Raw genomic sequence first — 16,015 nt, 5'->3', positions numbered from 1 at the left:
ATGAGCAAGGTAGCAATCATTGGGTATGGAAATGTAGGCTATCATTTAGCCAATCGGCTTTCTTCCAAAAGGCATGATGTATCTATTTTTTCGAGAACACAGTCTGAGGATCAAATTTTACCTATCGATCAGCTCGATCCAAATTCATTTGATTTTATAATTCTAAGCGTTCCTGATAGTATCGTTAAAGAAATATCAGAACAAATTGATTCTTCAGATGCTGTGGTATTACATACTTCAGGGTCAATTCCTATCGCTGAGTTATCTAAACATTCCAAGCATGGAGTGATGTACCCTCTTCAAACTTTTAGTCGAACGAAGGAAATTGACTTTACATCTTTTCCAATCTTTATTGAGGGCTCTGAAGATGGTGAAAGAGACATTTTTACTCTTGTTAGAAGTTTCAGCAACGATGTAAGGCTTCTTACATCTACTAATCGCTCTAAGCTACATTTAGCTGCTGTTTTTGCTTGCAATTTCAGCAATCATATGTTTCACTTGTCAGAAAAAATATTGGATAGCTTAGATATGACCTTTCAGGACATTCAACCACTTGTAGAGGAAACCCTACAAAAAGCAATAAAACTTGGTCCATCTGAGTCACAAACTGGTCCTGCAATTCGAAATGACGAAACAACTATAAACACACATCTTGATATGCTTCAGGATGAACAAATGAAAAATATCTATCGTATGATTACCGATAGTATTAGAAATATCAAGTGAAAGCACATACAAATGATACCATAGGATTCTTAAAAGCGAGTCGAATTCCTAACCTCATCATTATTGGCCTTACGCAATTTGTTACTGCATATTGCCTTCTGGATAAATCAACCTCCACACTTATACAACCAGACTTCTTCATTTTCATTTTTAGTACTGGAATGATTGGAGCTGCTGGATACATAATCAATGATTATTTTGATCAAAAGATTGACATGATCAATCGTCCAGGAAAGGTAATCGTGGGAACCACTTTTCGTAGAAGGTTTGCTCTCTTCTCTCATATCATCTTGACCATATCTGGTATACTTCTTGGGTTCCTCATTGATCCTGCCGTTGGGGTCATCCATGTTTTCTCAGCTGGCGCCTTATGGACATATAGTATTGTTTTACGAAGGTGGCTATTATTAGGTACTCTGACAATATCATTCTTAGCCTGTCTGACTCTTCTTTTAGTCATGGTTTACTTTCGAGAATTTAGCTTACTAGTAGTTGCTTATGCAATGTTTGGATGTGTCACTGTGTTTATTCGTGAGAGTATAAAAGATATCATAAGTGCCAAAGGCGAGATACAATTTGGGATACAATCTGTACCAATCGTGTGGGGCATAAGGGGAGCAAAAGTGTTCATCTACCTAGCAGGAATTGCTGGTGTGGGGGGGCTATCATTCTACCTCCTATCCATACCAAACTGGACAGTTCGTTATTTTTTTATCGCCGTACTGCTATTCATTTTTTGGATCGCCGTTCAACTTTCTAAAGCAGACAAAATGAATGATTTTAAAACCATCAAGGTTTACATAGACATTATCATTATAGCCGGATTGGTGAGTATGTTTTTGATTTAAAACATTCCCATTATTGCATTAAACGTGAATCCTCCTACTTTCCAAGCTATAATTACTCCTAGCACAATTGAGTAGGTAAGTTTTATCGTAGTAGCCAAAAGAAATCCTAAAAAGGAACCAAAGCCAGATTTAAATGCAGACCTAATTCGATTACCTCCATATAAATCTCCAATAATTGCACCTAATAATGGCCCTAGGATAATCCCAAATGGAATGGGTAACAAGACTCCAGCTACCATACCTATCATTCCTCCAATTACTCCTGCCTTAGTTCCTCCAAATTTCTTGGTAGCTGCTATTGGTAGCAAATAATCTGCTACTATAATTATTAAACCAATCACACCCCAGATAACAAATGATGTAGTACTGAATTCAGTATCACCTGAAATCGCATCAGCACAAACCAATGCCCCATAGGTTAATATTGGACCAGGAAGCGGAGGCAGAATTGAGAACACAATACCTCCCGCAATCAAAAGAACAGTGAGAATTACTAAAATTACCTCCATTTAGAACTCTTTGAATATCGTTGATTTTATTTGAGACCACTCCGATTTAATGATACTATAGACCACTGTATCTCTTCTTCTATTCCCTTGTGTACTTCGATGATTCCTAAGAGTACCATCATACTTGGCCCCAATCTTCTCCATCGCTTTCCGTGACCGAATATTCTGTTCATCTGTACGAAGTTCCAAACGCTCTATATCCATTATCTCAAAAGCATGATGAAGCATCAAATATTTCATGTGTCTGTTGATTCCTGAACCTATATATTTCTTTCCTAGCCATGTCCAACCGATTTCAATTCCTTGCTCAACCCAATCCAGATGACCATAACTTGTTGCACCAATAACTTGACCTGTCTCATTTAGTAGCACAGAGTATGTCATTTTATCCCCCCTTTCAGTCTCTTCTAGTCGCTTGGTCATCCATCCCTCTAGTGCATCCGGATTGCTTAAATCTTCTGTATACCATGTCCATATATCTGAATCAGAACTCAGCATTCTCATTTGAAGAATATGCTCCTTCGTTATAGGGATCAATGTGATTTTTTCACCTTTGAGTGGGCGATAAAATTTATCTTTCATCTCGCTGTACTTACGGTGGAAAGATAATTATTGTCAATTAAGTAGAGAGGCGAAACTTATTTTTTTAGCCCCATTAACATTCCAAGACTCACTGTTTTGTGAATAAATGATCAAGCTTGCATTTTCAAAATTCAAATCCATAGGAACTTTCAAGGAAAACGTATTTGACTTCCCATCAAATCTTCTTGTATCATAAACTCTCACAACATTGTCATGTGACAAAGTTCTTCCTCGGTTTTCGCCTCTGATAACATTTTGAGATAGATTCTTTTCAACAATTGCCACGTTGATTTGAGAATCAGTTGCTTTAGACTTCACATCGAAGGTAAGAGTTTGATGGTCTACAATGATGCTAGAAACAACTAAATCTAAGTTTGATTTTGTTGCACTCTCGCTTGAGTACGTTTCTCTCCATTTGGATTTACTTGAACCTACAAATTCATGTTTTCCATTAACAACCATTTGTGGTGTATAAATAGAATTTAAACGAAATTTTCTTGCATAAGCTCTTTGACGAATCGTGAAATCCTTGCTTGCATAAGGATCTTTCCATCCTATATAATCCCAATAATCTACATGGAATGAAAGCCCGATGATATCAACTTTCGTGTCACTTGAATTAACAATTTCTGACAATAGTTTGTCTGCTGGTGGGCAACTAGAACATCCTTCTGATGTAAATAACTCTACAATAACAATTGGTTTTTCTTGTTGAGCTAGTACGAATGAAGAAATCAAAAGAAGGGATAGAGCAAGAAGATTCGTTTTCATACTTCTAAAATCGAAAATACTCTAGTATAAGTTTTGATACACTAACCAAATTATTGGTTAGTGTATCCCAATTGACATCTCAGTATTCGAAAATTCCGTGCTCTGATTGAATGATTAGCTCTTTATTATCTGAAGCCTCTACTCGACCAATGACTTGTGAGTCAATATTAAAAGATCTAGCAATTTCTACTATTTCATCGGCAGATTCTTCATCAACATACACCTCCATTCGATGACCCATATTGAATACTTTATACATTTCCTTCCAATCAGTATTGCTTTCATGTTGGATCATCTGGAAAAGAGGTGGTGTGGGAAGAAGATTATCTTTAACCACTCTTACATTATCTACAAAGTGCAAAACCTTTGTTTGAGCGCCCCCACTGCAATGTACCATTCCATGAATCTCGGAACGTAATTCTTTCAGAATTGATTTAATAACCGGTCCATATGTTCGAGTCGGGGACAATACGAGCTTACCTGCATCCAATGTTGAACCTTCTACCTGATCTGTAAGCTTCTTCGATCCACTATAGACCAAATCTTCCGGAACTCCTAAATCGTAAGATTCCGGGTATTTATTTGCATAAGTTTTATCAAAAACATCATGGCGAGCTGATGTAAGTCCATTACTGCCCATCCCTCCATTATATTCTTTTTCATATGTTGCCTGCCCATAAGAAGCCATACCTACTATAAGATCACCGGGACGTATATTTTCATTGTTAATGACCTCCTGACGTTTCATTCTAGCAGTTACTGTGCTGTCTACAATGATTGTTTTCACTAAATCACCTACATCAGCTGTTTCGCCACCGGTAGACTTAATATTTATCCCACTATCACGCAACATCTGAAGCACTTCTTCTGTGCCATTGATTATTTCAGAAATCACATCTCCAGGAATCAAATTTTTGTTCCTACCTATGGTCGATGAAACAAGAATATTATCAGTACATCCGACACATAAAAGATCATCAACATTCATGATGATTGCATCTTGGGCTATCCCTTTCCAAACATTGATATCGCCTGTTTCTTTCCAATAGAGATACGCCAGTGAAGATTTGGTACCAGCACCATCAGCATGCATAATTGTGCAGTATTCAGAATCGCCGGAAATATCCTCTACTATTTTACAAAAGGCTTTTGGGAATAAACCTTTGTCAATATTTTTAATAGCTGAATGTACGTCTTCTTTGTCAGCAGAAACTCCCCGCTGTGCATACCTATCGATCATGCTGTTTTTTCTTGCAAAGAAAAAGGTTTATCCGTTCCCATCACCTGATTCTTTAAAGAATCGATCATATTCATCAACAGACTCTTCTGGCGGTAGGTCATCATTTCGATCTCTGGGGTTGTATCTTAACACCTTGAATTCTGTTCTCCTATTTCTTTGGTGTTCTTCTTCCGTTTGAGCATTCTTAACTAAGAGCTGTGACTCTCCATATCCTTTCGCTGTAATTCTCTGGGACTTAATCCCAGTATTGATTATATATCTAACTGCAGATTGCGCCCTTCTTCTCGAGAGATTCAAATTGTATTCATCCGTATCTCTGGCATCTGTATGGGAGCCTAGTTCAATGTAGATCTCAGGATTATCATTCATGATTTGTACTAAACTGTCTAAAACTAAAGCAGCGTCCGTCCTAATATCTGCTTTATCAAGATCGTAGTAAATATTATCAAGCACTATTGCTTTCTCCAAAACGATAGGATCCATCATGATCTTTGTTTCAAAATTCACATTGGTAACAAATTCCGTCAGTGTCGATTTCTCTACCGTCTTCCCGATAGTTGTGAAATCTTTCCTTACCGTGAAATAATCAGTCTTCTCACTTATCAAATCATAATGCTCCTCAGGGTAAACACGAAAATTAAATGATCCATCTGCCCCTGTAAATGCTTCATCCAATACCTCTCCTGAGTCAGTAGTTAATGAAACTTTTGTATTGGGAAGAATTATTTCCTTACCTGCATCGTCAGTAGTAATTGTTATTCCTGTCAGGAAATAGTTCACCACCTTCAAATCAGGGTCGTCATTGATGAACGTATAAATATCATCATCTCCTTTGCCTCCTTTACGATTAGAGGTAAAGAATCCTTTCGTAAGATTAAATTGATAAAGACCAAAATCGTCCGCTGATGAATTCATTGGTTTGCCCAAATTCTCAATAGTCACATGCCCCCCTTCGCGTACTGCTCTAAAAATATCTAGCTTACCAAAGCCTGCATGTCCATCAGACGAAAAATAGAGACTGCCATCCTCACTCACATATGGAAATACATCATCTCCGGTACTATTGATCTCAGGTCCCAGATTTCTAACATCAACCCACCTACCTCGTCTATTAATTTTAGCCTGATAAAGATCCGCTCCACCATAACCTCCAGCTCTTGTAGATGAAAAATAAAGTGTAGTTCCATCGGGAGAAAAAGTAGGTGTACTATCCCAAGATTCAGCCTCATTGATAGAAAGCGCTACTGGTTCAGACCATTTCCCATTTCTATACCTTGTGAAGAAAAGATTCACTTCACTAAATCCTTTTGCTTTACCATCGTTTCCCTTTGCAAAAATCATAGATGATCCATCTGGAGAAATTGCAACAGAACCTTCATTTGTATCAAGGTGATTGATAATTGGGTCGAGCGCACTCAAGGTGCTCAAGTTTACGTTGGCTCCTTTTGATGCAACACGATAAATATCTGTAAATGGAGTGCCAGTAGTTCTATAAATTTTACTCCCCTCACGATTTGTTGTGAAATAAAGATAGTTTCTGCTGAAAACTGGAGAATATTCAGCATTTTCAGTATTTATATCTTGTAAGTTCTTAACTCTATAATAGCTTCCATGATCTTTTAAATCTTCAATTTTTCTTAAATTCTGAAGTTCTTTCTCTGCCATCTTCTTCGTTTTTTCATCTCTTGCACGAGGCAAATAATTGTCAAGAACTTTTTGCGCTTCATCATATTTCTGTTCCACTTTTAAGCCTTGAGCCAAATAAAGATTTGCAGCTTCTTCCGGAGTTCCTTCTTTGATCGCCGCTTGATAAAAGGGGATTGATTCAACTAAGCGATTTGATTTGCGAAATGCATCGCCAACCATAAGATTTTCTTCTGGAGAATTTTTTTCGGGAGCATTCCCAAGTTTGGAAATTACAGCATCAAACTCAGCATTATTCATGCTCTTTTCCAAAGAACAGCTGACTACTATTGAAGCTAAAATGATGTATTGAAGAATTCGCATATAAAAGAATAACGAAAAACTGGTTCAGATGATTATCCGAAAATAGTTAATCCTTAAACAAGAAACGAAACAAAAGCCCTATTGAAAGTACCTATTTATCCAAGTATTTTGACTCTTTTGTAGCCAACGTGATCTAAAATCAGCAATATTTTGAACGGTATTGTCAAAAACCAGGGTCTCTGGCTGAATAACAGCCTCTTTTACCTGAGCCTTTAGTTGATTGAATGGATACAGATTTATTTGTTCATTCTGCAAAAAGGCTACCTGATTAGTCGTCATGAATGAGATTCCAAGTGCAGATTCTAATCCTTTAATCAAATGAACGGATGCATCAATACTACATCCACTTGCTTGACTAAATGATTCATCAACTGAAATAATCAGAAATTGATTGTATTCAACTGTGAAAGAAGATTTTAGATCTTGGCCATGAGCGCTCCATTGATCCAAAAAAGTTTTTGCATTCGCTTGCACTAGTTTGACTTCTTCCTGTGTGAGTTTTCTTTCAGCCTGATAAATCCACAAGCGGGCTTGCTCAGGCATTTGTTCAAATGGAATCAACATATCAGTTCAAACCTTCAGATTCTGCAATGAGTTCCGCTAAATCTTTAACTTTCACAGAGTCTTCTTTCTCTTTATTCTTAACACCATCGGACATCATAGTCATGCAAAACGGACAAGCAACCGCAATAGTGTCTGCATTGGTTTCTAAGGCCTCTTCCGTACGCTCAATGTTCACTTCTTTATTTCCTGGCTCAGCATCCTTAAACATTTGCGCTCCGCCAGCTCCACAACAAAGCCCTTTGGTCTTACATCTCTTCATCTCTACCAACTCAGCATCCAAAGCTTCAAGGACTGCTCTAGGAGCAGAGTACACGTTATTGGCTCTCCCTAAAAAACAAGAATCATGATATGTTATTTTTCGACCCTTAAATTCACCTCCACCTTTCAATTCTACTTTCCCATCATTAATCAACTCTTGTAAGAATTGAGAATGATGTATCACATCATAATTTCCTCCAAGCTCAGGGTACTCATTTTTAAGTGTATTGAAGCAGTGCGGACAAGCTGTAACTATTTTCTGAATTTCATAGCCATTCAAAACTTGAATATTAGCCATTGCTTGCATTTGAAAAAGAAATTCATTCCCAGCCCTTCTAGCGGGATCTCCTGTACAGGTTTCCTCAGGACCTAACACTGCGAACTTGACTCCAACTTTATTAAGGATCTTAACAAACGCTTTCGTAACGTTTTTATATCTATCATCATAAGATCCTGCACAACCCACCCAAAATAATACATCCGGCTTTTCCCCTTTTGCAACTAAGTCTGCTACTGTTGGTATTTGTATTTCGCTCATTTCCCTTCTTTTAGTTCGTTTGACCAGTTAAATCTATCCTGCACACCAAATTTCCATGGTGCAAAGTTTGTTTCTACGTTCTGGAACATGGCATTCCATGAATCAGGTGCGGCTGACTCTTCCATTGCAACGTACCTACGTGTCTGTAGAATAATATCTAATGGATTGATGTTTACAGGACAAGCTTCTACGCAAGCATTACAATTTGTGCAAGCATTGATTTCTTCCTTTGTGATGTAGTCTCCAAGCAAGGATTTTCCATCATCTAATCCATTCTTACCAACATCCTCCAATCGATCTCTAGTATCCATCATAATCTTCCTAGGAGACAACTTTTTCCCGGTGAGGTTTGCTGGACATTCGGAAGTGCAACGTCCGCATTCAGTACATGAATAAGCGTCCATCAAATTTTTCCAGGTAAGATCATTCACATCTTTAGCTCCAAATCGCATTCCTTCAGGAGGTGGTGCACTATCTCCTTCCACAGGCATTCCTAACATCATTTTCACCTCATTAGTGATTTCATTCATGTTTTCCATTTTCCCTTTTGGAGAAATTTTACTGTAGTAAGTATTTGGAAATGCTAAAAATATATGAAGGTGTTTAGAGTAAGTCACATAGAGAGCAAAAGCAAATATCCCTACAATGTGAAACCACCAAGCTCCTCGCTCTATTAGAATTAATGCACCAGTTTCGAATTCAGAAAGCCAACCAAATAGCGTCGAACTAAAAAAGAATGATCCTACTTGAGTATAATGATCTGTACCTCTTTGTTGCAAAATCTGATCAGCTCCATTCATTCCTAAAATTGCCATCATTAGCAAGATTTCAATGATAAGTATGAGGTTTGCATCAAGAGAAGGCCATCCAACCATTTCAATTTTCTTGAAACGATTAATTCTTAAGACACTCCTTCGAATTAAGAATACTATGCAGGAAAACAATACACCTACAGCAAGAAATTCAAAGAAATTAATCATGCCTGAGTAAAAGTTTCCTAAAATCGGAGCAGCTACTCTATGTGTTCCAAAAACTCCATCTATGATAATCTCTAAGACCTCTATATTGATGAGCACAAAGCCTACATAAATCAACAGGTGCAGAAAAGCTGGTAAAGGCCTTTTAAACATTTTCTTTTGACCAAAAGCCACTAAGACCATGTTTTTCAAACGTTCAGCTTTATTATCAGATAGATCTACATCCTTACCGAGTTTAATGTTTTTTGAAATCTGAGAGACTCTGCGATAGATAAGGAAACCAAAGAATCCTACGATCAGAATGAAAACAATTTGAGGGATAAATTCCATATTTTAAAAAATTCCTAACACGAACTTCAATTTAAATTTTGCCTTTTCAAAGAAATACATACTTTTGCCAACCAATTTTTTTGGTGCTGTAGCTCAGTTGGTAGAGCATCGGACTGAAAATCCGTGAGTCGGTGGTTCGAATCCACTCAGCACCACATCAAGCCGTCCTAAACAGGGTGGCTTTTTTGTTTCTATCCAATCTCAACGAAAACCCGCGAGTCGGTGGCGGTTCGACGACTCAATGGAACGCCACTCCGACGGTTCGCCGCTGCGATCAAACACTCAGCATCAGGTCAAGAAACAATCCCTTTTCCTGATATGATTCTCCAACTCAACAAATCACCTTAAAGCTACCTCCTTTAGAAAGTTCTTGTACTTCACCTCTAAGATAAGATCAAATCACCAAAATAGTATGCATGCATACTATTTTAGAAGCTTTTTAAATTAATTTTTAATTTATATACCAATTGGTATATTTGTATATGCCTCGAAATCCTGAACTCACAAAGCAATTAATTATTGAAAAAGCACTCCCCATATTCAACACAAAGGGATATGCAGCTGCTTCTCTTTCAGATATTACTTCGGCAACCGGAATTACAAAAGGGGCCATTTATGGGAATTTCAAAAATAAAGATGAGGTAGCTTCGGCAGCTTTCGAGAAAGGTGTTTCAATAGTTACTGGACAGATTGCCAAGCAGGTGAGTTTCGAAAAAACAGCTCCACGAAAACTAATGGCTATGATTGAGTATTATGGTAAATATATCAACAATCCCCCCATACCAGGAGGTTGTCCAATTCTAAATTCATCCATTCAAGCAGACGATAATCATCCTTTTCTACGATCAAGAATCATACGCTCCATTGCTCTGATAAAAGATTCACTAGCAAAAATCATCACTAGAGGAATATTGGAAAAGCAGATAAAAAAAGATGTAGACGCAGAAGAATTTGCTGTTTTCTTCTACGCTACTATTGAAGGAGCTATATCACTTTCCAGAATTGAAGGTGATGGAAGGTCTTATGACTTTGTAAAAAACTATTTGGAAAAGCGCATTGATGAAATAAGTATTTAAAAAAATTTAGCTAATAAAATACCAATTGGTATATAACTATTATGGTCACACACATAGAAATAAAAGGTGAAGACATCAGTAGGCCTGCTGAACGTCCACCTAAAACAAGCTGGAAAATTGAATTAATCAAGAAGGGTTTAGGGTTGCTGCAACACGCATCACCCAAGAAGTCCGCAGGAATTATATGGCATTATTTTACAATGCCAGGGAGAGTTCGCTTCTCAGAACCACAAAATGATATTGTATCAAAGGCGAATATTAGTCAAACTAACTACAGGGGCGATTTGATAAAATGCTATCAATGGGGAGAGGAAGGTCCAAAAATTCTTCTTTGTCATGGTTGGCGATCAAAAGGAGCAGACTTTAGAAGAATGATAAACTCACTAGTTGCTGATGGCTATGTAGTTGAGGCTATTGATATGCGTGCCCATGGAAATTCAGAAGGAAAACATACTGCACTTCCCGAGTTCAGAGATATCATAAAAAAGCATGTTTCAAAAAATGGACCCTATGAAGCTATCATAGGTCACTCACTTGGCGCACTAGCTGCAGGCATAGTTTTGAGTGAACTTGGTGAAAATTTCCAACCTAACAATTTCTTTGTATTGGCAGCACCTCCATATGTGCGTTACTTCTTTGATGATATTGTCAAGGAAATTGGCTGCAATCACTCAGTTTATGAAGCTATGTGTGGACTAGTAAAGGAAAGATATCATCAACCTGTTGACTATTTTGACCTTCGTCTAAAAGCCACTCAGATGAAAAATGTCAATACACATCTTTTTTATTGTGAGGATGATCAGGTGATTCCATTCGATAAAGGAATTGAGCTAGAAGAAGCATGGCCTCATGCTTCATTTGTTCACGTCAAAGGTTTAGGACATTATAAAATAATAGCCAATGACTCAATCATTAGCTACATGATCAATGCAATGAAAACAAGATAAACCCAGCAGGAACGTTAGATTTTCAAAAATGGGAATTTCATAATCTTATTCAATTATAATTAGCAGAATTTATCCATTCGCAATAAATAGTATCAAAAATTATAATTATCATAATTTTTGATTAATTCTATTAAAATTTTTACAGTTAAAAGTACAATAAGGGCTATATTCATCCTCTTGTAGTGTTGAATATAATGGGAAGAAATAGTCAATCAATGTATTTATCTGAGCTAGAGCATGACGCTTGCGGAATAGGTTTTGTAGCAGATATTAAGCGAAAACGAGCTCATGAAATTGTTTCTGATGCAATCTTGATGCTAGAAAATATGGAGCATCGTGGAGGGGTTGGGGCTGAGCCAGAAACGGGAGATGGTGCCGGAATAATGACTGAAATTCCTTACGATTTTTTTGATCAGGAATTAAGTGAGCATAAATCGCTTTTGACTCCTCGATCTTACGGTGTAGGAATGTTATTCCTTCCAAAGCCAAATTGGGAAGAATGTCTAGATCAATTAAAGTTGATAACTGACTCTCTAGGATTCACTCTATTTCACACAAGAGAAGTTCCTGTAGATAGTTTATTTGTGGGGCCTACTGCACGCGAAAACGAACCAACTATTATTCAAGTCTTTTTAAAACATAGTGAATTAGCGGAGCGAGAACTGGAGAAGCAACTGTATATTCTTAACAAGACTGCCACCAAAAAAATAACTGCATCTTTTCCTGATTTCTACATCTCTTCACTGTCTTGCTACAAGATTGTTTATAAAGGCCAATTAAGAACTGATCAGTTGAAACCATACTATTTGGATCTTCAAAATCCGGCTTTTAAATCCGCGTTCTCGATCATTCATTCTCGATTTTCTACTAACACTTTTCCTCGATGGAGCTTAGCTCAGCCTTTTAGATACATTGCTCATAATGGAGAAATAAATACCATCCGGGGCAATGTCAATAAAATGAAAGGAAAATCAGCGCTATTGAAATCAGATGTATTCTCTAAAGAAGAATTAAAGAAGCTCTTACCGGTATGTAACCCTGACTTTTCTGATTCAGCAAACCTGGATGAGTTAATCGAATTACTTGTGATAGGCGGACGATCTCTTCCTCATGCTCTCATGATGCTGGTACCCGAAACCTGGCAGTACAATAAGAGCATGGATGAACATACCAAAGCCTTTTATAAATATAACGCATCCATTATGGAGCCATGGGACGGGCCTGCCGCTTTATGTTTTACAGATGGAGATGTCATCGGAGCTACTCTCGATCGAAATGGACTGAGGCCATGCAGATACTCAATCACTTTTGATGGCAGATTGGTGGTTTCCAGCGAAACTGGAGCCTTACCAATAGATCAAAAGATGATTAAAGAAAAAGGAAGACTTCAACCTGGAAAAATGATAGTGGCTGATTTAGATAAAGGTGAAGTGAAATTTGATGCCGATATAAAAGAAGAAATATCTAGATCTAAGCCTTATTTGGAGTGGATTAAAAAGCACAGAATTAAACTCCGCTTTTTACCAGGGCCTTTCACTGACCCTGAATTTCTGGATAGTGATCAAATCAGTAAACTCCAAATCGCCAATGGGTGGACAAGAGAAGCCATTGACCAAATATTGATTCCCATGTGTGAGCAGGGCAAAGAGCCTATTGGTAGCATGGGATTGGAAATACCTTTAGCAGCGCTAAGCACCAAATCGCAGCATCCATCGAACTTCTTGAAACAGTTTTTTGCTCAGGTGAGTAACCCTCCTATTGATCCAATTCGCGAACGAATGGTGATGTCACTCTTTACAAGATTAGGTCAGGGTGCCAACATCTTGTCCGAAGATCCTGAGCATTGCCATCAGATACATATAACCAGACCTGTTCTACGACCAAATACATTTCAGAAAGTTTTAGAACTTTCAAATCAAGGATTTTCTCATCAAGTAATTGATTGTATTTTTTCAAAAAATGAGACACTGGAAAAAGCATTAATTCGAATATGCAAGGAAGCTGAGAAGGCCGTAGTAAGTGGATCGAAAATCCTAATCCTTAGTGATGCTAAACAGGATGCAACTCATTTTGCAATTCCATCACTATTCTCAATTGGTGCCGTCCAGCATTACTTGACTGACAAAAAACTAAGGGCCAAGACCAGTTTAATTGCCCATGGTGCAGATATAATAGAAGTTCATCATTTTGCCACATTGATTGGTTTTGGAGCTAGTGCTGTGATGCCCTATCTAGCCTTTAGCCACATGAATGCCCATGCAAAATCTAAAGATCTTGACTTCAATGAGCTTTCGGACAATTATGCCAGAGCTATAGGGAAAGGACTATTGAAGATTATGTCCAAAATGGGTATTTCCACCCTTCAGTCCTATCAAGGAGCTCAAATATTTGAAGCCATCGGATTATCTTCAAAGGTCATTAAAACATGTTTCAATGGCACCATTTCCAGAGTTGAAGGGAATAGTTTTGATCATTTCGAAGAAGGAATCCGCAAAAATCATATGCTCGCCTATTCGAATAATCCTATTGAACATGGTGGGGTGTATAGCTGGCGAAAGGATCAGGAAAAACACTTAATAGATCCAGAAACAATCCATTTGCTTCAAAAAGCGACCAAGTTAAAAGACTACTCACTTTACAAAAAGTATGCTGCTCACATCAGTAAGCCAGAGGAAGGTTATTTCTATATACGTCACTTACTGTCATTTAAAAAAAGAAAATCAATCTCATTAGACTCAGTTGAATCTGTAGATAGAATACTTCAAAGATTTGCAACTGGGGCTATGTCTTTTGGATCCATTTCACATGAAGCACATACCACCCTTGCTATTGCAATGAATCGCATTGGAGGAAAAAGCAACAGTGGTGAAGGAGGAGAAGACATTAGTCGATTTGTTTTAAGAGAAAATGGCGACTCAGAAAAATCAAGAATAAAGCAAGTAGCCTCGGGTAGGTTTGGTGTTACCTCGCATTATCTAAACAATGCAGATGAGATTCAGATAAAAATTGCTCAAGGCGCAAAACCTGGTGAGGGAGGACAACTTCCAGGGCATAAGGTAAATAAATGGATCGCAAAAGTTCGAATGTCTACGCCCGGGGTAGACTTGATTTCTCCTCCACCTCATCACGACATCTACTCAATAGAAGATTTAGCTCAATTAATTTTTGATCTAAAAAATGCCAATCCCGATGCTCGCATCAATGTAAAGCTTGTCTCTCAGGCGGGTGTGGGAACGATCGCAGCTGGGGTAGCTAAAGGATTTGCAGATGCAATTCTTGTCTCTGGTGCCGATGGTGGAACAGGGGCATCTCCGCTTAGTTCAATACGGCATGCGGGCCTACCATGGGAAATGGGGCTCTCGGAAGCACAGCAAACTTTAGTCAAAAGTAGATTAAGGAGTCGAGTGGTTTTACAATCGGATGGTAAAATGATGACCGGAAGAGATATCGCCATTGCAACACTGCTAGGAGCTGAAGAATGGGGTGTCTCAACAGCTGCACTAATTGCCGAAGGATGTATCATGATGCGTAAGTGTCACCTCAATACGTGTCCTGTAGGAATTGCCACACAAGATGAAAAGCTCAGAAAACTATTTACTGGAGATCCAGATCATGTTATAACTCTTTTCAGATTTATGGCAGAAGAGCTTCGCGAGATAATGGCCGAATTGGGCTTCAAGACTATCAACGAAATGGTGGGACAAAGTCATGTATTACAACAGAACAAAAATATCGATTCCAGAGGGTTAGATCTTTCCAAAATTCTTCTGTATGAAGAAACAAATGATACCCGCTATCATTCCAGAAGGCAACAGTCTCAGTTGGATACAGTATTGGACAGAAAGATATGGAGTGATGTAAAAGATGAATTAGAGAAAGAATTTGTAGCTGCATATGAGTATGACATAAAAAACACAGATCGAACCACTGGTGCTATCATATCGAGTTTTATCTCCAAAAAATATGGTGTAGAGGGGCTCCCTTCAAGTTTATTGAAAATAAAATTTAAAGGATCGGCAGGACAAAGTTTTGGTGCATTCCTAGCCAACGGAATAAAATTTATTCTTGAAGGTGATGCCAATGACTATGTGGGAAAAGGGCTTTCTGGTGGGAGAGTCATTATTCATCCGCAAAGAAATGTACGTTTCAAAGCCAGAGAAAATACCATTATCGGAAATGTAGCTTTGTATGGAGCCACAAGTGGGGAATGCTACATAAATGGAATAGCTGGAGAACGATTCGCCGTTAGAAACTCTGGTGCAAAAGCAGTGGTAGAGGGTGTTGGAGACCATGGTTGTGAATACATGACCGGAGGAACCGTGCTTGTACTTGGTGAGACTGGGAAAAATTTTGCAGCAGGTATGAGCGGTGGTATCGCCTATGTTTTAGATGTAAGTGGTGAATTGAACAGAAATTGCAACATGGAGATGGTCGTTTTTGATAGACTTGACGGAGAAGATGTATCCACTATCAAAACTTTGATTGTTAATCATCTAAGGCATACATCTAGCAGTCTTGCTCAAGAAATTCTTCTCGATTGGGATCGATATCTAAATCATCTGGTGAAGGTGATCCCCATACAATACAAGGGCATTAGAGAAGAAGCCAAATCAAATATTCCAATGACTCCAGTTTATTAAAT

General features: G+C 38.1%; 13 protein-coding genes and 1 tRNA gene. 6 read left to right on the top strand and 8 right to left on the bottom strand.

Going from position 1 to position 16,015, the window contains the following annotated elements; genetic code table 11:
- Together ABJQ32_17740 and ABJQ32_17735 are read left to right on the top strand one after the other, a co-directional pair.
- Window positions 1-726: a Rossmann-like and DUF2520 domain-containing protein gene (locus ABJQ32_17740; protein ID MEP5291502.1), complete on the top strand. Its 726-nt coding sequence runs from the start codon at window positions 1-3 to the stop codon at window positions 724-726.
- On the top strand, window positions 723-1,574 hold the full coding sequence (locus tag ABJQ32_17735) for a geranylgeranylglycerol-phosphate geranylgeranyltransferase (protein MEP5291501.1): 852 nt from the start codon (window positions 723-725) through the stop codon (window positions 1,572-1,574). Before ABJQ32_17740 ends, ABJQ32_17735 begins: the two co-directional genes overlap by 4 nt.
- On the opposite strand, the gene ABJQ32_17730 is transcribed toward ABJQ32_17735, so the two are convergent.
- The 8 genes from ABJQ32_17730 to ABJQ32_17695 form a co-directional block, all read right to left on the bottom strand.
- Entirely contained in the window at window positions 1,571-2,083 is a 513-nt protein-coding gene (locus ABJQ32_17730) for a DUF456 domain-containing protein (protein MEP5291500.1), read from the bottom strand. The two genes, ABJQ32_17735 and ABJQ32_17730, sit on opposite strands and share 4 nt — an antisense overlap.
- Window positions 2,084-2,665, bottom strand: a complete 582-nt coding sequence (locus ABJQ32_17725) for a GNAT family protein (GenBank protein ID MEP5291499.1) — start codon at window positions 2,663-2,665, stop codon at window positions 2,084-2,086.
- A gap of 33 nt (window positions 2,666-2,698) precedes the next feature.
- A complete protein-coding gene (locus ABJQ32_17720; GenBank protein MEP5291498.1) occupies window positions 2,699-3,436 on the bottom strand; it encodes a DUF1223 domain-containing protein in 738 nt (245 codons plus the stop codon).
- A gap of 79 nt (window positions 3,437-3,515) precedes the next feature.
- Window positions 3,516-4,676: an AIR synthase related protein gene (locus tag ABJQ32_17715; GenBank protein MEP5291497.1), complete on the bottom strand. Its 1,161-nt coding sequence runs from the start codon at window positions 4,674-4,676 to the stop codon at window positions 3,516-3,518.
- A 27-nt stretch (window positions 4,677-4,703) separates the two neighbouring features.
- Window positions 4,704-6,683 (bottom strand): OmpA family protein, encoded by a 1,980-nt coding sequence (locus ABJQ32_17710; protein ID MEP5291496.1) that lies wholly within the window; start codon window positions 6,681-6,683, stop codon window positions 4,704-4,706.
- 78 nt (window positions 6,684-6,761) lie between these two features.
- Window positions 6,762-7,226, bottom strand: coding sequence for a hypothetical protein (locus ABJQ32_17705; protein MEP5291495.1), 465 nt, complete (start codon window positions 7,224-7,226; stop codon window positions 6,762-6,764).
- Between the two features lie 22 nt (window positions 7,227-7,248).
- Window positions 7,249-8,043, bottom strand: a complete 795-nt coding sequence (locus tag ABJQ32_17700) for a (Fe-S)-binding protein (GenBank protein MEP5291494.1) — start codon at window positions 8,041-8,043, stop codon at window positions 7,249-7,251.
- Window positions 8,040-9,350, bottom strand: coding sequence for a (Fe-S)-binding protein (locus tag ABJQ32_17695; protein ID MEP5291493.1), 1,311 nt, complete (start codon window positions 9,348-9,350; stop codon window positions 8,040-8,042). The genes ABJQ32_17700 and ABJQ32_17695 overlap by 4 nt, the downstream gene beginning before the upstream one ends.
- Before the next feature lie 82 nt (window positions 9,351-9,432).
- Here ABJQ32_17695 and ABJQ32_17690 point away from each other — a divergent pair.
- From ABJQ32_17690 to gltB, 4 genes are all read left to right on the top strand, one after another.
- Window positions 9,433-9,505, top strand: a tRNA-Phe gene (locus tag ABJQ32_17690).
- A 327-nt stretch (window positions 9,506-9,832) separates the two neighbouring features.
- Window positions 9,833-10,426 (top strand): TetR/AcrR family transcriptional regulator, encoded by a 594-nt coding sequence (locus ABJQ32_17685; protein MEP5291492.1) that lies wholly within the window; start codon window positions 9,833-9,835, stop codon window positions 10,424-10,426.
- A 41-nt stretch (window positions 10,427-10,467) separates the two neighbouring features.
- A complete protein-coding gene (locus tag ABJQ32_17680; GenBank protein ID MEP5291491.1) occupies window positions 10,468-11,373 on the top strand; it encodes an alpha/beta hydrolase in 906 nt (301 codons plus the stop codon).
- Window positions 11,374-11,567: 194 nt separating this feature from the next.
- Window positions 11,568-16,013 carry a glutamate synthase large subunit gene (gene gltB, locus ABJQ32_17675; GenBank protein MEP5291490.1) on the top strand — a complete coding sequence of 1,482 codons (4,446 nt, stop codon included), beginning with the start codon at window positions 11,568-11,570 and terminating at the stop codon, window positions 16,011-16,013.
- The last annotated feature ends 2 nt before the right edge of the window (window positions 16,014-16,015 follow it).

The organism is Marinobacter alexandrii, from assembly GCA_039984955.1.
GTDB lineage: Bacteria > Bacteroidota > Bacteroidia > Cytophagales > Cyclobacteriaceae > Ekhidna.
The sequence above is the reverse complement of the archived record's forward strand: the minus strand, read 5'-3'. Positions and strand labels throughout refer to the sequence as shown.

What these genes read in the sequence shown, in the direction of transcription:
- ABJQ32_17680 (MEP5291491.1), top strand. Translation starts at nt 10,468, where the DNA reads ATGGTCACACACATAGAAATAAAAGGTGAAGACATCAGTAGGCCTGCT.
- ABJQ32_17700 (MEP5291494.1), bottom strand. Translation starts at nt 8,043, where the DNA reads ATGAGCGAAATACAAATACCAACAGTAGCAGACTTAGTTGCAAAAGGG.
- ABJQ32_17705 (MEP5291495.1), bottom strand. Translation starts at nt 7,226, where the DNA reads ATGCCTGAGCAAGCCCGCTTGTGGATTTATCAGGCTGAAAGAAAACTC.
- ABJQ32_17695 (MEP5291493.1), bottom strand. Translation starts at nt 9,350, where the DNA reads ATGGAATTTATCCCTCAAATTGTTTTCATTCTGATCGTAGGATTCTTT.
- ABJQ32_17740 (MEP5291502.1), top strand. Translation starts at nt 1, where the DNA reads ATGAGCAAGGTAGCAATCATTGGGTATGGAAATGTAGGCTATCATTTA.
- ABJQ32_17685 (MEP5291492.1), top strand. Translation starts at nt 9,833, where the DNA reads ATGCCTCGAAATCCTGAACTCACAAAGCAATTAATTATTGAAAAAGCA.
- ABJQ32_17730 (MEP5291500.1), bottom strand. Translation starts at nt 2,083, where the DNA reads ATGGAGGTAATTTTAGTAATTCTCACTGTTCTTTTGATTGCGGGAGGT.
- gltB (MEP5291490.1), top strand. Translation starts at nt 11,568, where the DNA reads ATGGGAAGAAATAGTCAATCAATGTATTTATCTGAGCTAGAGCATGAC.
- ABJQ32_17715 (MEP5291497.1), bottom strand. Translation starts at nt 4,676, where the DNA reads ATGATCGATAGGTATGCACAGCGGGGAGTTTCTGCTGACAAAGAAGAC.
- ABJQ32_17710 (MEP5291496.1), bottom strand. Translation starts at nt 6,683, where the DNA reads ATGCGAATTCTTCAATACATCATTTTAGCTTCAATAGTAGTCAGCTGT.
- ABJQ32_17725 (MEP5291499.1), bottom strand. Translation starts at nt 2,665, where the DNA reads ATGAAAGATAAATTTTATCGCCCACTCAAAGGTGAAAAAATCACATTG.
- ABJQ32_17720 (MEP5291498.1), bottom strand. Translation starts at nt 3,436, where the DNA reads ATGAAAACGAATCTTCTTGCTCTATCCCTTCTTTTGATTTCTTCATTC.